This is a genomic window from Asaia sp. SF2.1 (assembly GCF_000505765.1).
Classification (GTDB): domain Bacteria; phylum Pseudomonadota; class Alphaproteobacteria; order Acetobacterales; family Acetobacteraceae; genus Asaia; species Asaia bogorensis.
Genome location: NZ_AYXS01000023.1, coordinates 217468 through 238378 on the forward strand (window position 1 = coordinate 217468; position 20911 = coordinate 238378).

At 59.9% G+C, this 20911-nt stretch carries 17 protein-coding genes and 1 tRNA gene; 10 read left to right on the forward strand and 8 right to left on the reverse strand.

All coding sequences use genetic code 11. From position 1 onward, the window contains the following. Positions 1-48 precede the first annotated feature (48 nt). The gene (locus P792_RS30420; RefSeq protein ID WP_023979128.1) at positions 49-831 is read left to right on the forward strand and encodes a helix-turn-helix domain-containing protein; all 783 of its coding nucleotides are present in this window, start codon (positions 49-51) and stop codon (positions 829-831) included. 175 nt (positions 832-1006) lie between these two features. Here P792_RS30420 and P792_RS30425 read toward each other — a convergent pair whose 3' ends face one another. From P792_RS30425 to argC, 8 genes are all read right to left on the reverse strand, one after another. Then, positions 1007-2641: a Hint domain-containing protein gene (locus tag P792_RS30425; protein ID WP_023979129.1), complete on the reverse strand. Its 1635-nt coding sequence runs from the start codon at positions 2639-2641 to the stop codon at positions 1007-1009. An 11-nt stretch (positions 2642-2652) separates the two neighbouring features. Next, entirely contained in the window at positions 2653-3657 is a 1005-nt protein-coding gene (locus P792_RS30430; RefSeq protein WP_023979130.1) for a hypothetical protein, read from the reverse strand. Between the two features lie 838 nt (positions 3658-4495). Next, a complete protein-coding gene (locus tag P792_RS30440) occupies positions 4496-5785 on the reverse strand; it encodes an adenylosuccinate synthase (RefSeq protein ID WP_023979133.1) in 1290 nt (429 codons plus the stop codon). A 12-nt stretch (positions 5786-5797) separates the two neighbouring features. Beyond that, positions 5798-6937 (reverse strand): ATP phosphoribosyltransferase regulatory subunit, encoded by a 1140-nt coding sequence (locus P792_RS30445; RefSeq protein ID WP_023979134.1) that lies wholly within the window; start codon positions 6935-6937, stop codon positions 5798-5800. Between the two features lie 2 nt (positions 6938-6939). After that, a complete protein-coding gene (locus P792_RS30450; RefSeq protein ID WP_023979135.1) occupies positions 6940-8100 on the reverse strand; it encodes a phosphoserine transaminase in 1161 nt (386 codons plus the stop codon). A gap of 129 nt (positions 8101-8229) precedes the next feature. Continuing rightward, a tRNA-Leu gene (locus P792_RS30455) sits at positions 8230-8313 on the reverse strand. A 105-nt stretch (positions 8314-8418) separates the two neighbouring features. Beyond that, positions 8419-10392 carry a bifunctional diguanylate cyclase/phosphodiesterase gene (locus tag P792_RS36040; protein WP_023979136.1) on the reverse strand — a complete coding sequence of 658 codons (1974 nt, stop codon included), beginning with the start codon at positions 10390-10392 and terminating at the stop codon, positions 8419-8421. A 206-nt stretch (positions 10393-10598) separates the two neighbouring features. Beyond that, entirely contained in the window at positions 10599-11504 is a 906-nt protein-coding gene (gene argC / locus P792_RS30460) for an N-acetyl-gamma-glutamyl-phosphate reductase (protein WP_023979137.1), read from the reverse strand. Positions 11505-11571: 67 nt separating this feature from the next. On the opposite strand from argC, the gene P792_RS30465 reads away from it, so the two are divergent. The 9 genes from P792_RS30465 (at position 11572) to P792_RS0119235 (ending at position 20842) form a co-directional block, all read left to right on the forward strand. Continuing rightward, on the forward strand, positions 11572-12948 hold the full coding sequence (locus P792_RS30465; RefSeq protein WP_235075478.1) for an amino acid permease: 1377 nt from the start codon (positions 11572-11574) through the stop codon (positions 12946-12948). Between the two features lie 101 nt (positions 12949-13049). Then, positions 13050-13901: a class I SAM-dependent methyltransferase gene (locus tag P792_RS30470; RefSeq protein ID WP_023979139.1), complete on the forward strand. Its 852-nt coding sequence runs from the start codon at positions 13050-13052 to the stop codon at positions 13899-13901. A gap of 54 nt (positions 13902-13955) precedes the next feature. Then, positions 13956-14783, forward strand: coding sequence for a nucleoside triphosphate pyrophosphohydrolase (mazG, locus tag P792_RS30475; protein ID WP_023979140.1), 828 nt, complete (start codon positions 13956-13958; stop codon positions 14781-14783). Between the two features lie 681 nt (positions 14784-15464). Beyond that, positions 15465-16091, forward strand: coding sequence for a spore coat protein U domain-containing protein (locus P792_RS36630; RefSeq protein ID WP_023979142.1), 627 nt, complete (start codon positions 15465-15467; stop codon positions 16089-16091). 10 nt (positions 16092-16101) lie between these two features. Beyond that, the gene (locus tag P792_RS30485) at positions 16102-16581 is read left to right on the forward strand and encodes a spore coat U domain-containing protein (protein ID WP_023979143.1); all 480 of its coding nucleotides are present in this window, start codon (positions 16102-16104) and stop codon (positions 16579-16581) included. Beyond that, on the forward strand, positions 16575-17141 hold the full coding sequence (locus P792_RS30490) for a molecular chaperone (RefSeq protein WP_051395901.1): 567 nt from the start codon (positions 16575-16577) through the stop codon (positions 17139-17141). The genes P792_RS30485 and P792_RS30490 overlap by 7 nt, the downstream gene beginning before the upstream one ends. Next, positions 17129-17335, forward strand: coding sequence for a hypothetical protein (locus tag P792_RS36045; RefSeq protein WP_051395902.1), 207 nt, complete (start codon positions 17129-17131; stop codon positions 17333-17335). Before P792_RS30490 ends, P792_RS36045 begins: the two co-directional genes overlap by 13 nt. A gap of 229 nt (positions 17336-17564) precedes the next feature. Further along, entirely contained in the window at positions 17565-19862 is a 2298-nt protein-coding gene (locus tag P792_RS30495) for a fimbria/pilus outer membrane usher protein (RefSeq protein WP_161630846.1), read from the forward strand. An 11-nt stretch (positions 19863-19873) separates the two neighbouring features. Beyond that, positions 19874-20842, forward strand: coding sequence for a spore coat protein U domain-containing protein (locus P792_RS0119235; RefSeq protein ID WP_051395903.1), 969 nt, complete (start codon positions 19874-19876; stop codon positions 20840-20842). Positions 20843-20911: the final 69 nt, after the last annotated feature.

Sequence of the window (20911 nt, forward strand, 5' to 3'; positions counted from 1 at the left end):
TTCCCGCGCCTGTGCGCCATAAATCAGTGCATGGACGCCAAATGCAGCATGGTCCCGCACGAAGTCACAGCGCATGACGCCCCCTGGATTCTCGGGGGCCATATGGAACAGGGCGAGCGCCGTGAGGCCCGTCCGCATGTCCATGAACGCGGGCAGATTTTCGGGATTGCGAATGGCGTTATGGCGCTGCGCACGCAGGCAGCCCAGTGGTTGATCGGCCCTGGGCAGCTTCTATGGCTGCCGCCATCCCTGACTCACGAAGCCCGCTCCCACGGCGCGGTCATGGGCTGGAGCCTTTATATCCATCCTGAGCGATGTCAGGCCCTGCCAGCCTATCCATTTTTGTCGCGCGGGAGCGATCTGCTCAATGCACAGGCCGTGCGCCTCGCCCGTCAGGCCCGCAATCCGCTATGGACACCGGTGGTGGCACGACTGGCGGAGAGTTTCTGGGATGAATTCCTCTCCCTGCCGCAAGACACGGGAGCCCTTCCTTTCCCGCAGGATGCACGGCTCAGGCGTGTGGCGCAGGCTTTGACAGACAACCCGTCGGACCGTCGAAGCCAGCCAGAATGGGCACGACTGGCCAATATGTCGCAACGCTCTTTCGTCCGTCATTTTGCAGATGATACAGGCCTGAGCTTCTCAGCATGGCGGCAACGCCTGCGCATCGCGCATGCCTATGAGAAGCTGGCCCAGGGAGAAAGCGTCGCCAGCGCAGCGATGAGTGCAGGTTATGAGAGCTTCGCTGCCTTCTCGAAAGCCTTCACCCGTCTTACCGGCGTGCTTCCGTCAGGCGTCAGAGGCGAGGCCCCTCCAAGAGGTCCTCGCTGAAACCGCCCCGAACGGTACGGGGATGGGACGCTGCGTGAGGGCGATGAATGAGGAGGCCGTGCAAAGACAGGTTTTTGCGCAAAGACCGCCGCGCCATACCCAGAAGCATCTTTCTAAGTCTGAAGCGCTGAGATCAGGATGCTCGATAAGCGAGCCTCCCGACTTCAGCCTTTTTTCAGCCCGCGATTGAGGCTATCCCAGCCTCATAGGGCTCGGACACATACGGACCTGCCGCGATCACCTCAACGCACAGGATAACCGAATTCGTTACTCCACCCTCATCCGTCAGTGGCAGCCAGCCGAACCCATCTGTCCAGCGATAGCCTCCCTCTCCCGGATACCATCCCGAGAGGGTCTCAGCAGTCAGATGAGAGGTCACGGCCTTCTGGCCATCGCAGGAAAAGCCTGTGATCGCGCCAATCAACACGCCGAGGCGACGGCGATCATCAACATAGGGTCCGATGCTGTCGCAGGGGCGCGATGCCCGTGAGGCGATATGAACCCCGGTCGTGCCGGGCGGAACCTGGAACACATATTTCGCACCGTCGCGGCGCACGGGACGGATCTCGCGCCCTGCCGCATCGACAAGGCGCAAGTCAGGCTCGCCGGTGACAATCGGTGTTTCGACGTCCGCCGTCTTACGGGCAAAACGCTCATAAAGCGGCTGTGCATAGGCACGATCAACGCATAGCGGCAGGGCGTAACGCAGCGCCGGCTCAGGACGCAGCGCGACAACATTGCCAGACTCCCTGAAAATATGCCGGTTTCCGGTGTCGAGATAGCTTTCGGTCGGGGTGTTCTCAGCGAGGATGATCGAGTGCTCCGAAAGTTCGATATGGAAATATTCGTAGCTCTGGATCGCGATGTCATAGCGTATGCTCCTGCCGTTCACGAGCATACGGATCGGCAGCATCCGCCCTTCAAATGCAAAACAGTGTTCCGGGGTCACGAGAAGATCGCGCGAGGGTATGCCGGGCTCGAAGGCATTAGCCTCGATCCGCACCGGATAGCCCGCCAGATCGACAGGCTGCCAGGGTTCGAGGCGGTTGAACCGGCTACCAATCCAGATAATCGGACGAAAGACCGTCTGACCGTTCACCAGACACGCAACAGCCTCACCAAGCTGGAGCGCCTCGACAGGGATTTCGCCACGGGCTGTCAGGATATGCGTTCCCTCGAGGAAGCAGACTTCAGTCGCAGCCTTGTCAGCCACGAGATAGCCACCGCTTCCCACCGAAGGATCCTGAACGACGGAGCCCGACACAGCGGAGAGGATACCCCCTGACCCGACCTGACCGCCAATCAGCGTGCCACCGGCCTGAACAAGCGTGATGTTCTTGTCATAGCCACTCTTATAAAAAATATCGTTGACGGAGCTACCCCCTCCGGCAATCGTCACAGGGTCCGAGTTGAACTGGTTACCGCTAGTGATACCACCCGACGAAACAAAGACAGAGCCATTGGCGAGATAGGATCCAGCGAGCGTTCCACCGCTTTGAACATAGACTGTGGTGGCATAGCCCGAGAGGCCGCTGGCCGTCGCACCGCTCGTAACCCAGAGCACCGCCCCGTTTCCGAGCGTGGCAGGAGCCTGCACGAACGTCGCACCGCTCTTATAGACTGTGACTCCGCCGGAGCTGACGGCACTCCAGGTACCGGTCAGGACCGTCCCTGGAGGCGTTGCGGGCGTTGATGGCACAGTAACCGTACCGCCGATTGACGTGTATGTGGCAAGGTAGGTCCCGGCATCGGAATGAAATCCCGAAAGATCGACATCTGCCGCGATGACGGCAGACCCGCCAGAAGCCACATGAACGCCGTTTAGGGTTGCTCCGGTGGCTGCGCTGATGGTCGTGTTGCTGGTGACATCACATTAGTGATGGTGGCGCCGCTGGCCACCTTGACGCTCTGCACGGCGAAACCATACCAGGAATAGGTATCGTCGGTTGAACGCGCGCCCGTGCTCAGCGTGACATCGCAACCGTCAAGCTGGTTATCGCTGAGAACACCTCCATTATCCACACGCACATAGGTACGGGTAATGTGGGAATCGAGCACGGTTCCGCCCGAGTATATGCTGATTGTCGGGATGGTATTGGAGATACAGGTGAGACCAGAAACTACAGCCCCGCTCGCAACATAAAGCGTGGCCCCGTTGAGGATCACAGGATCACTGACTGTCGTCGTGGCGTTTTGGTAAACCGTCTTGCCGTTAACGTTGACCGCCGACCATACCCCGTTCAGGATTGCGCCAGTCGAAACCGTGGTTCCATTGCCAGCATAGCCGGAGAAGACCATCGTCCCTGACTGAAGATAGCCCCCATTGACTGCATGAAATCCGTTGGTTGTCCCCGCGGCAAGAGAGGCGGATCCGCCATCGGCGGCGGTGATGTTCGATCCGGTGGCGCCTGCCTGCAATTGCAGATATCCGCCGCTTCCTACGGTTGCGCCTGTCACGGTCGCACCGTTGAGGGCGTAGGACCACGTACCCCCTGCCGCACCCTTCAGATAAGTATCGTTGATGGACTGGGCACCAGAACTCAGGGTGGTCGCGACACCGCTCAGAATATTCCCGCTCAATATGCCGCCGCTGGCAACTCTTAGCGTACCGGCTGTCAGGGTGGCGTCCGTGACGACACCGCCCGCCTGCACAGTTATCGTCAGTGACGTTCCCGAGAGCGATGTGACGGTTGCGCCGTTCGTAACCGTAATGGATGCATTGGCGGCGAATGACGCAGGCTGTCCTACGGTTGTCGTACCGCTCTGGTAAACTGTCTGACCGCTAATGTTCACCGCCGACCACGTGCCGGACAAAGTTGTCGCCATCACAGCGTTCCTTATGCTTTGTCGCCCAATCGCTGAACCCGAATGGCACCTGGGCTGAAAAAGGGCATTTCTCGAGATGCATGCGCATCGCTGGGTTAGGAGCACCCGGGACAGATCAATGCCGTAAGGCCAAAACCTAAATTTTTTTGAAAAATTTAATAAACACCCAATGTATATCAAAGCTATTGATAGAAAAATCACGAAAATGTAATATAATATGTGATTATGATGGTTCTCATTAAAATAAATATATCAAGAAATACTACTTCAAATTCATTTCGTACTGTGTCGATGCATGTATCTTTGAATGCAAAATGCTCACGCTATCCAGAGCGGTGGAAGGAGAATTTTGATTTCCCGATGACATCGCTGATCGCCACTCATGCAGCAATCTCGATGAACTTCACCGGAAAGATCGACAAGATATGCAGGGGAAGTGCATGCGCACGGCTTCTGCCTGTGCGTCCCGTAGCGAAAACGCGGTAAGCGGTGAGCGGCGCTTACCCAATCACAGAGGGTTCATATCAGCACGGCGGAATGACGAGGCCCGACATGAAGCGGGAGGCGGACCAACCAGGACGGCCACGCTGTGTGCCAGATGTCGCGAGGCACATTACAACACGGTGATTGCAGCGGGGCTATCGCCTTGCTCCGTCACGGTCTCGAAAGCCCGTGCGGATCTGATAATGGCGGGCGTCATTGCCATGACGCTCTGGTCATGCGTCTGTTCAAGTGTCGGCCCTCCTTTGAGAGGAACTGACTGCGGCATCATGGCGACAGAGCCAATGACCCGCTTTGTACCGGATGGCTACGGGCCTTTCGGCCCGCGCCGATAGGCTCAATCCTCGAAGGGATCGCGCATCAGGATTGTGTCATCGCGCTCGGGACTGGTGGAAAGCAGCGTCACCGGTGCTTCAATCAGTTCCTCGATACGGCGAATATACTTGATGGCTGCCGCCGGCAGATCAGCCCAGCTACGCGCACCGAAGGTCGTTTCCTGCCAGCCCGGCATGGACTCCAGAACGGGCTTTAGCCTTGCCTGAGCTGCAGGGCTGGACGGGAAGGAGGTGATTACCTTGCCATCAAGCTCGTAACCCACACAGATCTTCACTTCCTCGAAGCCGTCCAGAACGTCGAGCTTGGTCAGGGCGATACCGCTTACACCGCCAACGCGGGCAGCGCGACGCACCAGCACGGCATCGAACCAGCCGCAACGACGGGCACGCCCGGTGACCGTGCCGAATTCACGACCGCGTTCGCCAAGATCCTGCCCGACCTGATCGAACAGCTCGGACGGGAACGGCCCCTCTCCCACGCGGGTGGTGTAAGCCTTGGCAATACCGAGCACGAAACCCACCGTGCCGGGGCCGACACCACTGCCACTGGCCGCGACAGCTGCAACCGTGTTGGAGCTGGTCACGAAAGGATAGGTGCCATGATCGACATCGAGCATGACGGCCTGCGCCCCTTCAAACAGGATACGACGGCCCGCACGACGGGCCTCGTCCAGACGCTCCCAGACCGAACAGGCGAAGGGCAGCACGCGCGGGGCCAGCTTCGCCAGATGATCCAGGATTTCCTGCTTGGTGAAAGTCGGCGCGCCGAGACCAGCAAGAAGCGTGTTGTGATGGAGCAGCAGCTCATCCAGCTTCCAGTCCAGCGTCTCGGGCTCGGAGAGGTCACACAGGCGGATGGCACGACGGGCCACCTTGTCCTCATAGGCCGGGCCGATGCCACGCCCCGTGGTCCCGATCTTGCGGTCGCCGCGTGCAGCTTCACGCGCGCGGTCGGTCGCAACATGCAGCGGCAGGATGAGCGGCACGTTGTCAGCCACCCAGAGTGTCTCGGGATTGACCACAAGCCCCTGCGCAGACACGCGGTCAATCTCGGCAAGCAGCGCTTCAGGGTCGACCACCACGCCATTGCCGATCACACCGGTCTTGCCGCGCACGAGGCCGGAAGGCAACAGGGAGAGCTTGTAGACCTGATCGCCCACCACCAGCGTATGACCGGCATTGTGACCGCCCTGAAAGCGGACGACGATATCCGCACGGCTGGCCAGCCAGTCCACGATCTTTCCCTTGCCTTCGTCACCCCACTGGGTGCCGATGACGGTGACGTTGGACATGCTCTTTTCCTTTTACAGCGTGATGAGTTCGTCAGCGACGAAAACAAAGGGGCAGTTCAGACGACGCGCTTCAGCAGCCAGATCCTCGACGCTGTCGAGACCGGCAACCGTGGCATAGCCCTCCCTGCGCAGTCGTGCCGCTCCCTCGGAATCCTGCGATTCCGGTGCGATATAAACCCGCGGACGGAGTGTGATCGGTCGGGCCGCCCGCAGCAGGACCTCCGGGCGGAATGTCAGACCGCAGGCAGGCTCCTCACCCTGCGCCTGATAACGCCCGCCACGGCCCAGCTCTTCGCGCTGGCTCCGGGCAAACACGGTCATGCAGACACCGGTATGATACTGCCAGCCCCGGAATTCAGCCGGGTCGACGGTCAGGCGCAGCCCCGGTGCACGGGCATGAATGGCGCGTACCACAGCCATCAGACGCTCGGCATGGACCCTGATCTCGGGCGGCAATTCGAGCTTTTCCAGAATAGCCAGCGCCGCATCGGATGGGCCGCAGGCTTCGACCAGTGCGGTCAGCACGGCAGCGACAGGACCGCCCAGCTCCGCAACAGCGGCCATATCCTTGCGATCGAGCGCATGAACGAGTGCGGCGCGCCGTGTGCCGGTATAGCCCGAGAGCTGGACAAGCGCCTGAACAAGGGCGGGGCAGGAGAGATCGAAGGAGTAATCCGCAATACCCAGTCGTTCGAGCGCCTCGGCGGCAATCAGCACGATCTCGCAATCGGCCTCGACGGAATCGACCCCGATCAACTCGATCCCGGCCTGGCTGATCTGACGCTCACCCTCTCGCCCGGGCGTGCCGACCAGAATACAGGCCCCAGCATAGGACAGACGCAGCGGGCGCGCCGTTCCGGCAAGGCGTGTGGCCGCAATGCGGGCGATCTGGGTCGTCATGTCAGGGCGCAGGGCCATCATGCGACGGGACTCTGGGTCCATCAGGCGAAAGCTCTGTTCCTCAAGCGCCTGACCGGCACCATGGAGCAGGGACGTCTCGAATTCGAGCAAAGGCGGTCTGACGCGCTCATAGCCATGAGCGGCAAACACATCCATTACGGATTCAATACCCTGCGCCTCAGCCTCGGCCTCGTGCTGGAGAAGGTCGATAAACCCCGAGGGCAAAAGAGCGGTATCAGGCTCGTCAGTCATTTTCATGCGGCGTATTCCATGCTGACCGTCTCATAGGCCCAGTCGAGCCACGGTAGAAGAGCCTCGATATCGGCGGCGTCGATCGTGGCACCCCCCCATATGCGCAGCCCCGGCGGTGCATCGCGATAGGAAGCGAGGTCAAAGCCTGCACCGGCTTCAGCCACGAGGCCCGTCAGCGCCTTGACGATCTTATGCTGGGCTTCGACCGGTTGTGCGGCAAACCAGGGCGCGACAATACGCAGGCAGATGGAGGTGCTTGAACGCTGCGCCGGATCAGCTGCCAGAAACGCCACCCAGTCGGTTCGCTCGACCCATTGGGATACAATATCGAGATTGGCACGCGAGCGGGCCTTCAGCGCCGGCAGCCCGCCGATGGACTGAGCCCATTTGAGGCTGTCGAGCGCATCCTCGACGCAAAGCATGGAGGGCGTATTGATGGTATCGCCCGAGAAAATGGCGTCGATCAACCCCTTGCTGTTGGTCAGGCGAAAGATCTTGGGCAGCGCACGGGGCGTTGCAGCCTCAAGGCGGGCCACTGCACGGGGGCTGAGGGCCACCATGCCATGCGCGGCCTCACCGCCAAGGGCCTTCTGCCACGACCATGTCACGACATCCAGCCGATCCCAGGGCAGGTCCATCGCAAACGCCGCCGAGGTAGCATCGCAGATGACCAGCCCCTCATGCACTGCCGGAACAGCCTCGCCCCCCGGCAGGCAGACGCCTGAGGTCGTGCCGTTCCAGGTCAGCACCACATCATGCGACCAGTCGATGCGCGTCAGGTCGGGCAGTTCCCCGTAAGGGGCCTCATGCACGACAAGATCATCAAGTTTCAGCACATCGCGCAGGTCCTGCGCCCAAAGCCCCGAAAAGCTCTCGAAAGACAGCACCTCGATCGGCCTGTCACCCGCCAGCGCCCAGAGGATCATTTCCACAGCACCAGTATCGGAAGCCGGCACGATACCGATCTTCCAGTCTGAAGGTGCACCCAGCACTTCATGCGAGCGATCAATGACGTCCTTGAGCCGTGCACGCCCCTCCGGCGCACGATGGGACCGGCCGAGCAGCGCGCCATCAAGCGCGTTCAGCGTCCAGCCCGGACGTTTCGCGCAGGGGCCCGATGAGAAGAAAGGGCGGGCGGGTTTTCTGTCAGGGCGTTGGGGCATGATCGGTCCGGTAAACTGGCAGGCAGGCAAACTGAAAGAAAGTTTGCGAGATATGCCGGACCCGGACAGCAAGGCGCAAGTCACGGCCCGGTCAATAGCCTGTTTTCAGCCTGTTTTCGGTGAAAAATCTGGTACGAGAGGGGGGATTCGAACCCCCATGCCTTGCGGCGGTCGATTTTGAGCCGACTACGTCTACCGTTCCGTCACTCTCGCCTGATGGCCGGATTGTTAGCGAGTATCCGGACAAAAGGCAATCTATACCCTCCTTCGTCATGCGTTACCCGACAGAGCCCCAAGACACGTCGTGGCGAAGGAAGGTCACGGTATCAGCGAGCGCCCCTCAGAGAGCAGTCGCGCAAAGCCGCTTGATGCCACGGGTGGAGAAAACAGATATCCCTGCCCGATGGGACAGCCGATGCGCTGGAGAATAGCCAGCTGGTCAGCAGTCTCGATGCCCTCAGCCACAACCTCGACCGAGACGGCCTCGCCGAAGCGGATGATCGCTTCCACAATGACCTCCATTGAGGGCTCTGTGCAGATCTGACGGACAAAGCTGCGGTCGATCTTGATCGACGAGATCGGGAAATCACGCAGAAAACTGAGCGAGGAATAGCCTGTTCCGAAATCATCCAGCGTGATGCGCATCCCTGCGCGGCGCAGCACAGTCAGGGCGCGATGCAGATAATGCTCGCTGTTCTGATAGAGAACATGTTCGGTCAGTTCGAGCTCGATCAGCCGGGCCGAGAGACCGAACCTGTCCAGACGGGCAAGCAGTTTCTCGGCATAGTCATCCTGCATGAACTCGACCGGGGCGACATTGATCGAGATATGGGGTGGCTCAAGGCCTGTCCTGCGCCACAGGGCGATGTCCTGAAATACCCGCTCCTGCACCCTGGCCGACACACGCGTTGCAAGATCATAGGAGCGGAAGATTTCAGGGAAGGATTCCGGCCCGCAATCCACCACACCGTCGCGGTACCAGCGCATCAGGGCCTCGGCCCCGACAATATGCCCATCAATCAGACTGACCTTAGCCTGATAGGCCGGGTAGATCAGATCATCGCGCAACATGCCACGGATCAGGTTTGATTGGGCGGTCACGCCATCGCCGAGCCTGATCATGGACGGATCAAAAAGCCGGTATCCGCCGCGTCCACGGGCCTTGACGTCATTGACCGCCAGCAGGGCGTGGTGCTGAAGCCGTCCAAGTGTGTCGCCATCGCGAGGGTAGAGCGAGGCGCCGATGCTGAGCCCGAAGGTGATCTGTTGCGTCCCGATACGCACGGGCAGATCAACGAAACTCAGGAGCGCCTGGGCATGAGCGGCAAGTGTGGCTGCATCGACGCTACCTGTCACAAGAACCGAAAACTCGTCATCGCCACTGCGGGTAATCAACCCCTCGCCAGCCGTCAGCAACGTCAGGCGGTCAGCGACCAGCCTGAGAACGAGATCACCGATATCACGCCCGTACAGATCGTTGAGATCGCCGAGATAATCGATATCGACCAGCAGGAAACCGAGGTTCTCCCCGGAACCGGCCGCGTGCTCGAAGTGCCTGCCTGCCTCCCTCTCGAAATGACGCCATGTGGGAAGGCCGGTCAGCACATCATGCGTAGCCCCCTCGTGCCGACCTTCGGCAGAAAGCCCTGTGACGGTGCCAGTAGAACGATCCTCTCCAGCCGCGTCACCCGATGGAGACCGCATCAGCCGGTGCGTTGCCGTCGCCCGCCGCTGAGCGTCGAGAATATCGGGGGATGAAAGAGGCAGGGTAAGCCCGCCAGGATCGCTGCCAGCACTGCTATCAGAGGCGAGACCCGATGCCGCGAGACCTGCATGAACGGCAGGCAGGTGAGCGTCATGAACCTGGGTACGAGGATTCTCTGCCGCCCCGGTTTGCGGCGCGGTGGTGCGAGGTGAGAAAGCATTGAGCAGAGGGAAATCTGCCTCGGGATGACCAAAAAGAAGCCAGCCCCCTCCCTCGTTCATGCCCAGCTTTTGCCAATGCAGATCCGTCTGAACGGGCGCACCATCATGGTGCCGAAGAGTGACATGGCGCTGAACGCAGTATTCCGTCCTGTCCGGACAGCGACAGGGAAGCGACTGCTCCGAACTGTCGATCAGATCGGTCCAAAAAAACGGGGCAACACGCCCTTCAAAACCCGAAAACCGTGACCAGTTCCTGTTGAGATAGGACACACGTCCATCAGGATCGACATGACATGCCAGAAGCGGCAGCCAGTCGAGCACATGACCTCCGGGTTGGATTACAGTGTTTGCCGTTGTGTCGCTCATGCACCACCCATCATGCCGCACAGAGTCATTCGCATGACGTACCCCGCGCGGACAACGGCACCCGGGCATCGTTCTCTCACGATGCGGTCACGATTTCTGCGCTCGATGGGGGGTGGGAGCATAGGGATATCATGCCTCAATCGAGATCAAACGCGCAGCCACGGTCCAGGGTTTAACGCCTATTATTGGGATCATTAGCGGATAGTTCAGCACTCCAGCCCGCACATGATAGAAATATTTTGTAACGCCGCTCCGGCAGCCCCCTTACCCAGATTATCGAGACGCGCCGTCAACACCACATGACGCCAGGTTTCGCTGCCATGGACGCGCAGTTCCATCGTGTCCTGATCAGCAAGCGCAGCGGCGTCGAGGCGCGCCACATCGGCTGATTCGACACTAATCTGACGCGACCCGGCATAGTGATTGCGCAGACAAGCCTCGATATCGGAAATGCGCACATAACCGGGCAAATCAGCCAGTTGCAGGGGAATTGAGACGATCATTCCTTGGGCGAAATGCCCAATGGACGGCACGAATAGCGGTCGCCGGGTCAGTCCGGCATAATGCATGATCTCTGGCACGTGCTTGTGTGCAAGTCCCAGCCCGTAAAGCTCGAATGCGGGCCCGCCATTCTGTTCATGGGCCTCGATCTCGGAGCGTCCTCCGCCACTATAGCCGCTGACAGCGTTGATGGTGATGGGGTGATCGGCCGGCATCAGGCCTGCATCGATCAGGGGGCGCAGCAATCCGATTGCACCGGTCGGATAGCATCCCGGATTCGCTACGTGACGCGCCGTAGCGATGCGCGCCGTCTGCCCGGCATCGAGTTCTGGGAAACCATATTCCCAATGCGGGGCGATACGGTGCGCGGTGCTGGCATCGAGGATGCGTACGGTATCCAGAGTCGCCGTGAGGGACACAGCCTCACGGGCCGCATCATCTGGCAGGCACAGAATCACAAGATCGGCACCCTGCATCATTTCCAGTCGTGCCTGCGGGTCCTTGCGTTTGGCAGGATCGATCGAGAGAACCTCGACAGGCAGGCCGCGCAGGCGATCCCTGATGCCCAGTCCTGTCGTTCCAGCCTCACCGTCGATGAAGACCCGTGTCATCAATTCATTCCTTCTTTAAAATATTCCATCTGGACGAAGTAAGCATTTACATGGCTTTGTCCAACATATGATGGAAAAAGATAATCTTTCACACCATGGATTTTCGCGCGAGGGTGAGCCGCCTCTTTTGCATGGCGGCAAGCTGAAAGACCGACATATTGCCATGATCGCCCTTGGTGGCGTGATTGGTGCAGGGCTGTTTATCGGCAGTTCAGCCGCCATCGCAGCGGCAGGTCCGGCTATCCTGCTGACCTATATCGGCACCGGCCTCCTCGTCGTCATTGTCATCCGCATGCTGGGCGAGATGCTGCTTGCCAGACCCGGCATCGGTACGTTCATCGACTGCATCCGCACAGCCCACGGGAACTGGGCAGGGTTCCTCTCGGGCTGGCTCTACTGGCTGTTCTGGGTCGTCACCATTGGCGCCGAAGCCATTGGCGGTGCCATTGCCATGCAGGACTGGGTAGCACTCCCCGTCTGGGTACTGGCACCTACCCTCATCATAGCGGTCAATCTCATCAATCTTGTCTCGGTGCGTGTTTTTGGCGAATGCGAATTCTGGCTTTCGCTCATCAAGGTCGCGACCATCATTGCCTTCTGCGCCCTGGGTTTGCTCAGCCTGAGCCACTTTGTCGGCCCGCATCCACGCATCGTGCATAACGTGTTCAGCCATGACGGCTTTTTCCCGCATGGCTGGGGCGCCATTCTGGCGACCGTTCCGACCGTGCTTTTCTCCATGATTGGTTCAGAGTCCGCCACTGTGGCAGCAGCGGAATCGGAAAACGCCGAAGAAAATCTGGCCCGTGTAACGCGCACCATCGGCGTGCGAGTCACCCTTTTCTATATCCTGTCGGTAATCCTGATCCTGACACTTGTACCCTGGACAGCCATCGAGCCGGGTTATTCTCCGTTCGTGACTGTCATGCGTCACATCGGCGTTCCGGGTGCGGCGACCCTGATGCAGATCGTGGTTTTCACAGCCATTCTCTCCTGCCTGAATTCAAGCATTTACATCACGTCGCGCACTCTGCGCGGCCTTGCGGAGCTGAATGACGCGCCAGCTTGGTTTGCCACGCTTTCCAAAAGCCAAGTTCCCCAGCGTGCCGTCACCTTTTCCAGCATTATCGGTCTGGTCGTGGCCTTCTGTTCGATCCTCTCGCCCAAGCTGATCTTTGCCTTCCTGCTGGGCGCGACGGGCGCTGTCATGCTGCTTATCTACGGGCTGATCGTTTCGTCGCATCGCATCCTGCGCCTTGAGGACCCGACCAACAGGGCTTTCACCCTGCCTTTCGGCTCGGTCCTCAATCTCGGCACGCTTGGCGCGATCGGGCTGGTTGTGCTCGCCATGATGGCGCAGGCCGCGCAACGCCAGACCATTCTTGCGAGCCTCGCCAGTGTCGTGATGATCCTGGGTCTCTATGCCTTGTGCAGACGGGGCAGATAAGACAAGCTTCACCCTCTCCGGTTTTCATGTCCGCGGCGTGGACTTGGCAGATTTTCCACTCCCCTGTCCCGCGCCCGGACTTCACTGACAGGATTATACCCATGAAGGTTTCCCCTCTGCGACGTGGTGCCTTCAGGGCATCAATCATTATCCTGGGGAGCGTGCTTGCGTCAGGCGCCCAGTCATTGGGCGCCCCTGTGCTGGGTGGCATGGCCCTTGTCGCTGAATCGTCAGGCCGGGGACAGGTCGCCCTGCAAAAGTCCGACGCAGGGCTGCTTGCCTCACCGGCGCGCCCCGATACAGATCGTGCACGCGATGCACTGCGCAAGCCGCTCGACCTGCTGGCGCTCGTGCCATTGCCCAAAGGAGCCGCCGTCGCTGACCTCATGCCCGGCAGCGGCTATTTCACCCGCCTGCTAAGCCTCGAAATCGGCGCGTCGGGTCATGTGTTTGCGGTTATCCCTGCTGAAATGGCCGCGCGTCATCCCCAGCTTTCCCAAACAGCGCAAGCCATCGCTACCAACCCCGCCTTCAGCAATGTCTCGGTCGTCGTTACGCCGATCGTGGATTTCCACGTTTCGCAACCGCTCGATCTGGTCTGGACATCGCAGAACTATCACGATGTGTATGGCGGCATGGGTCCCGAGACAGCCTTGCGCATGGATCAGGCCATCTTTCTGGCGCTCAAGCCGGGCGGATATTATGTCGTAATCGACCATGTTGCCTTGGCTGGCACCGGCATCGTGGCGCCGACCACACTGCACCGTATCGATCCCGCCCTGATCACGAAGCAGGTCGAGACAGCCGGTTTCCGTCTTGTCTCCAGCAGCCCTGTCCTGCGCAACCCGACCGATGATCACACCCTGCCTGTGTTCGACAAGAACATCCGTGGACATACGGATCAGGTCACGCTGATCTTTCAGAAACCCTCGCCCAAGGGTGATGGAAACTGAGCCAGCCGGGCCCTATGATCCGGTGAGCCATTTCACCGGACTGGAGCCTCCCCTTTGAGCACCCCTCTTCCACCCCACCAGGTCGCCAGCCAGACAGCCGCAGCGGAACTCGATCGACTGATCGCCATCATGGAACGGCTGCGCGATCCACATACCGGCTGCGCCTGGGACAGGGTCCAGACTCATGAGACGATTGCTCCCTTCGCCATAGAAGAAGCCTATGAAGTGATGGACACGATCGCCCGCGAGGACTGGGAGGCACTGCCAGACGAGCTGGGCGATCTGCTGCTTCAGGTGGTTTATCAGGCGCGCATCGCCCAGGAGGCCGGGCGTTTCGATTTTGCCGATGTCGCGCGGCTGATCAGCGACAAGATGGTGCGTCGCCATCCCCATGTCTTTGCTGACCAGACGCTCGACCCCGATCTGTGGGAGCGCAACAAACAGGCTGAGCGTACCGCCAAAGCCGAATATGGGTTGCTGGCAGGCATCGCCCCTGCCCTGCCTGCTTTGATACGCGCCGAAAAGCTGGGCAAACGCGCAGCGCGGGTCGGCTTTGACTGGGACAGGCCGGAACAGGTTCTCGAAAAAATCGAGGAAGAACTCGACGAAGTCAGGGCCGAACTCGACGGGGGTGACAAGGCCCGCCTTGAGGACGAGATTGGTGACGTACTGTTCACTGTCGCCAGCCTGGCACGCAAGCTCGGGCTCGACCCGGAAGCCTGCCTCCGGCACGGCAATGCCAAATTCACGCGTCGCATCGAGACAATGGAGTCCGTACTGGCTGAAACAGGCAGCACACTGGCCGATCTCGATTTGCCAGCTCAGGAAGCCCTGTGGGGTGAGGTCAAGATCCGCCTGGCCACATCGCCCTCGCGCCGCTGAGCCAGTCGACAAGGAAAGCTGAACGCCGCGCAGGGGGACGGGCGATCTTCCTGACTCCTCGCGCCTCATTGCAGGCCAAGCAGCCGAGGAAAGTGGCGTCGCCGGGCAAAACAGGCCGTTTCCGTTTACCCCTGCCGTGGGGGCAAAACGCTACGGCCTGTGCGCATCGCCGCTCTACTGCCGGGACCAGGCGAATGCCTCGTCAATTCATCATGCCGTACCCAATCAGACTGAAATCACGAACATGATGATTCCGCCAGGGATAGTCGCGGAGCGGGCCAGAGCTGCATAAGGCGACGGGACAACCGGAAATGGGCGGCGGCACTATCCTGCTTCGCACCCCTCCCAAAAAGCTGCCCCAGATAGCGTAATGATCGGAACAGTCACGACGCACCGTGACAATTGACACCTGAACACCCGCCCTATGGCCGATAACGAACAATAACGATTATTCGTTTATTTACTGAATTTAACAAATCTGTCGATAACTTGTTTACGGGATAAAACGATTTATTGACGAATATTAGGTTAGATGGAAAAAGGCTCACACATTGCCTGAGGCGTCGCGCTGAACCAAAGCGAATCACGATCCTCAAGGTCCATGTAATTGATACGTGCAGGACAATTGTTAACGGTCATCCGTGACAACGCTGATCATCCTGTACTGGCAAAGAGGATGATATGACGCAGAATAATTCCGGGGTTATTACAGCCACACGGTCATCTTCCAGCCTGTCCGCACGGCCTGTCGCATTATCCGCCCGGTACGCGCTCCTTGCTCTGGGTTTGTTCGGCTTCCGCCTGTCATCGCCATGTAGGGCAGAAAGCGAGACCTACACCGGTACGATTGGCGTCTCGCTTCACCTGGACTCTGCCTGTCAGATTGGAGGGACAACCCCTACAGGCAATACCGCAATGGGGCTCTTGGCTTTCGATACCCAAACAACATTTTTCAAGCAGGTAGCGAACCGGGTGCTTGCTGCGGGCTCGAATAGTGGCGGCGACATTACCGTCACCTGCTCGCCCGGTATCACACCAATGCTCACTGTAATCAGCGGCACCCACGACGCCCAGAAGAGTGGCGGCCATAATCATGCGTTGGCCAACGACTCATCCTACATTGCCTATGACCTGTACACCGATTCCAGTTTTGCCACGGTGGTGCAGAACAATACCCCGTTTTCCCTCACCGCCCACGACTCCACCTTTACGGTTGGACTATTCGGGCGGGCTTTCGGCGCAGACGCCACATCCCCCCTGCAGGCGGGTGACTATGCTGACACGATCAACGTAACCATCTCGTTCTGAGCCCACAGACATGCGCATTCGCAGCATGTTTTGCCTGTCTGTCATCGTTATTGGGCAGATCCCGTACGCCAGCGGAGCGACAACAACCTCCGTGTCGGTCAGTGCCCAGATCATCGGCGGCTGCACCATCAATGGTGCTGTTCCTGCGTCGGGCGGCGCGGTCGGTTCGTTCGGCACACTCGATTTCGGCTCGGCCATCAGCCTGAGCTGCACGCCCGGCATAACGGTCATGATGAGTCTCGATGATGGCCAGCACCCGCTCAACGGCAGTCGCGCCATGATGCGCAATGGCGGAACGGAACGTGTGACGTACAGCCTGTACCGCGACAGCAGCTACAGCATTGCCCTGCTACCCGGCACCCCTTTCACCCTCGATACGAGCCACTCCCCCGCCCCCCTGGACTCTCCCGTCTACGGGCGCGCCACCCCGGATGGCACCACGCCGCCCGGCCAGTATTCGGACATAGTGACGGTAACGATCCAATGGTAACTCTCCTGCGCAAGACCTGTGCTCTTGGCTTTCTCGCTGCCCTGATAGTGCATCAGGCGCCGGCTTTCGCGGCCTCGTCCGTCACCATCTGGCCGGTCAATCCGGTACTTGGTCGTGATAGCGAGGCCAGCGCCTTGTGGCTCGAGAACAACGACCGCAAGCCGGTGCTACTGCAGATACGGGTGTTCCGCTGGACCCAGGCGCAAGGCGACGACCGCTACGACGAGCAGTCAGACATTATCGCAAGCCCACCGATGGCGACGGTGCAACCCGGAACGCGCCAACTCATCAGGCTGATGCGCACCGGCGGAAATAACCATGACAGCGAGGCCGCCTATCGTGTCCTGATTGACGAAATTCCAACACCGGATGCCCAGCCGAATGCGGTTGCAGGTGCCTCTCAGATCGCGATCCAGCTGCGGTATTCGATTCCGCTTTTTGTCTGGGGCGCCAACGCGCCTGCCGATGCTGCCAACCCGTCCATGTCGAGTGACCTGAGGAAAAACCTCATCTTATCGCGCGTCTCGACCATCGTGATGGCCATACGATGCTGGTGGTAAGCAACACGGGCAGCATCCATGCCAAGCTGAGCCGGGTGTCGCTCGGCCACACCCAGATGGCCACCGGGCTTCTGGGGTATGTTCTGCCGGGCTGTGAAATGGCCTGGCCCCTTCCGACGGGCGCCGCGTCCGGCGCCTTGCAGGCCTTCATTAATGATTCGCGCATGAGCGAGACCATCCCGCTTCGCCTGTGAAATGCCAGCGCAACGTAAACATGCTCTGCCTTCAACCCGGCTTTCACAATACCTGCCGCCCCTGCCCTCCCTACGCAGGACTCACCCGGGCAGGGGCACTTCAGAAAGGCATTTCCCCACTCGGCCAGGGTTGTGCGCCATGCTGATACTGGCCTTGTGCCCGAGAGATGCGAGAGCCGCTCTTCCCCCACCGCCGCGGCCGGCCGATCTAGCCGGTCTGGCCGCGAAGATGACGCTATATCTCGCCCCCGTTCTCAACGGGCATGATACTGGCCTCGTGATACCTGTCACCATGCAGAAGACGCGTTATCTGATCAGCCACGCGGCCCTGCGTCGCCTCGGCCTTGGCGATCATATCCTCCAGCGTGCCCCCGACCCGGCCGATCCGTTGAAAATCGGCGCTCTCGCTGTCCGCTACGAACCCGCGACACAGCGCCTGATCCTCGATGTGCCGCCACAATGGCTTCCCCGGCAAATCCTGACGCGTAAGGACCAACAACGACGCGAGGCAAAGGCACGGGCCAGTCTGGGCGCCATTATCAACTACGACGCCTATGCGTCCCAGGCTGCCCATCTCTCCAGCTTTTCGCTGTGGAGCGAACAGAGAGTTTTCGGCCATTTTGGCACCTTGTCGAATACGGGGGTGACGCAGTTCGGCGCTTCAGGTGGATTATTTCGAGCAGGCAACGATGTAACCTATCGTCGTTACGACACCACATGGAGCTATTCCGATCAGACGCATGTTCTGACAGCCCAGGCGGGCGACATTCTGACCAAGGCGCTTGCGTGGTCGAACACGATGAGGCTGGGTGGTCTGCAGATCTCACGCAATTTCGCGGTACGCCCGGATATCATCACCTATCCCCTGCCGCAGTTCTCGGGACAGGCATCGGTGCCGACGAGCGTCGATCTGCTGATCAACGGCGTGCAGACCATGCACAACAACGTCCAGCCCGGCCCCTACAGCCTGACCAATATTCCCTATATCAACGGCGCCGGTGAGGCGACGGTCGTTACAACCGATGCGCTGGGCCGCAAGACGGAATCCAGTGTGCCGTTCTATGTCGCCAGCACCCTGCTACGGCCCGGATTCAGCGATTACACCGTCTCACTCGGTGCTCAGCGTAAACGTTATGGGCTGCGCGACATGGATTACGGCCCCCTGAACCTCGATGCCTCGTACCGGCGCGGCATCCTGTCTGACCTGACACTCGAATCCCATATCGAGGGAGCCCCGCATCTTGCACTGGGTGGGCTTGGCCTGCTTGCACGGCTTGGCCCACGTTTCGGTGTGCTCAACCTGGCCGCAAGCCTCAGTCACAGGCCCGACCACACCGACACCCCGGATACAGAGCGCCTGCCTGAAGAAGGGCATCAGTTCGTCGCCGGGTATCAATATACACAGGGCCATATCACGATTTCCGCGCAGAAAATCTGGCGCAGTCAGGGCTTTGCCGATCTTTCGACCTACGAGCCTGGCTTCACGCGTCTTCCGCGCAAAAGCCTGCAGGCCAATGCCAGCCTCCTCCTCCCACATTTCGGCTCGTTCAGCGTCGGATATTTCGATGTTACCCCGTCCACAGGGGCAAGAACCCGCTTCGCTACGCTGGGTGACACGCTTCCACTCTGGCGAAGCGTCAGCCTCTCGCTCATGGCCAATCGTTATCTTGGCGGTCACGAGGGTGGATGGGCCGGTTACGCCCAGATCGTCATACCTTTCGGCACTTACGGAACGGCCAGCGCCGGCTGGAGCCGACAGCCCGGCGGTGGCAGTATCGCGCAGCTCTCGGCAAGCCGGTCAGTCTCTCCAGGCGGGGGTATCGGCTGGAATGCCAATTATCAGCATGCCGGCCCGGGAAATCAGACATCCGCACCGGGGTCCATGCAGGCCTCGCTGACATGGCGCAACCGCGTCACCCAATTGCAAGGGGGACTCTATGGCCCGCTGAACGACACCACACGCTGGGCCGAGGCGCAGGGATCGCTTGCCGTCATGGATCATGCGGTTTTCGCTGGCAATCGGGTGTCGGATGCCTTCGCAGTCATCAGCACGGACGGTGTGCCCAATATCCCGGTGCGTTACGAGAACCAGATCGTCGGCAGGACCGACAAGAATGGCCACCTTCTCGTTCCTTATGCAATTTCCTATTATCCCGCCAAATACGAGATCGACACCCTCTCTCTTTCGCCCGATCTGCAGGCACGCCAGGTCGAACGGCGCGTGGCCATACAATATGGCAGCGGCTATCTGGTGCATTTTCCGGTCAGGCATACAAGCGCAGCGCTGTTCCGCCTCAATGACGGGAAAGGTACGCCTTTGCCCGTCGGTACGCGCGTCAAGGCTGGCCATGACGTGATCTATGTTGGCTGGGGTGGGTTGACTTACGTGCCTGACCTGACGGGTGTGGATCGCCTGACAGCGTTTCTGGCCTCGGGCAAGACCTGTGCAGTCAAGATCAGTTCGTCGCCCGCTGTCACAAAGGGGATGCGACGGCCCACCCCCCTTTTCTGCAGGCAGAAATCATGAGGGTAGGAACCATGAGAGCACTCGCCATTCTGGCCATCGGCCTGTGTTGCGGACTCATTACCCCCGCCGCCAGAAGTGCCTGCGCCGTGACACAACCCGGCACAACGTCTCTAGGGGCACTTTCATCGCTCTCGCTCAGCACACAGGGCAACACAACACTGGTCGCCTCGGGATTTGCCTGTACGGGCGGATTACTCTCCGTGGCCTATACCCAGGAAGTCGCGGCAAGTATCCAATCCATCACGGCATTGACCAATGAAAAGGGCGATACCCTACCCCTGCAGATCTGTGACTCAGCCAGTTGCGCCTCCCCCTATGCGGCGGGGCAGGTGATTTCCTGGCGCGCCACCAGTCTGATCGGACTGCTTGGGCTGTTCAACGGCGTGGGCGGAACGCTGCCGCTTTATCTGCGCATTCCCTCTGGCCCCTATAGCGTGAGTGCCGGTACCTATCACGGATCGATAACCATCGGCTGGACATGGGATGTCTGCTGGGGCCTTGGCGTACTTGGCTTGTGCATCGGGCAGGACATCCAGCGAACACCTGTCCTGGTCACCATACCGGTCGAGTTCACCCTCACCGCCGATTGTCGTCTTACCGCGCCCGATGTGGTGTTCACGCCGAGCCCGTTCGTTGCAAGCTTCGGTGACGTGCATCAGTCCCTCAGCGTGGGGTGCACGAGAGGCCAGAGCTATACGGTAGGTATCAGTCCCGGCAATCACGCAGACGGCACAAGCCGGGCCATGAGCAGCAGCGCTGGCGCGTTGCTGCGCTACGACATTTACAAGAAGTCAGGGAGCGAGGTCAGGGGTGCCACTGGATCGGCCCGTCGCAGCAGCGCGACAGCCGAAACCAATGCCGACAAGCTGGACGGCATCGCCGTGCAGAGTTTTGCCTACACAGAGCATGTACTCACCAATCAAGCGACCCCCGCGACGGGAAATTACAGCGACAAACTCGTTATCGATGTACAGTTCTGAGCACGACCAGCATTCGGGCGCTTTGCACGACAGCGAGGGCGTCAGCGATATCCATGTCCCTCTGCACAT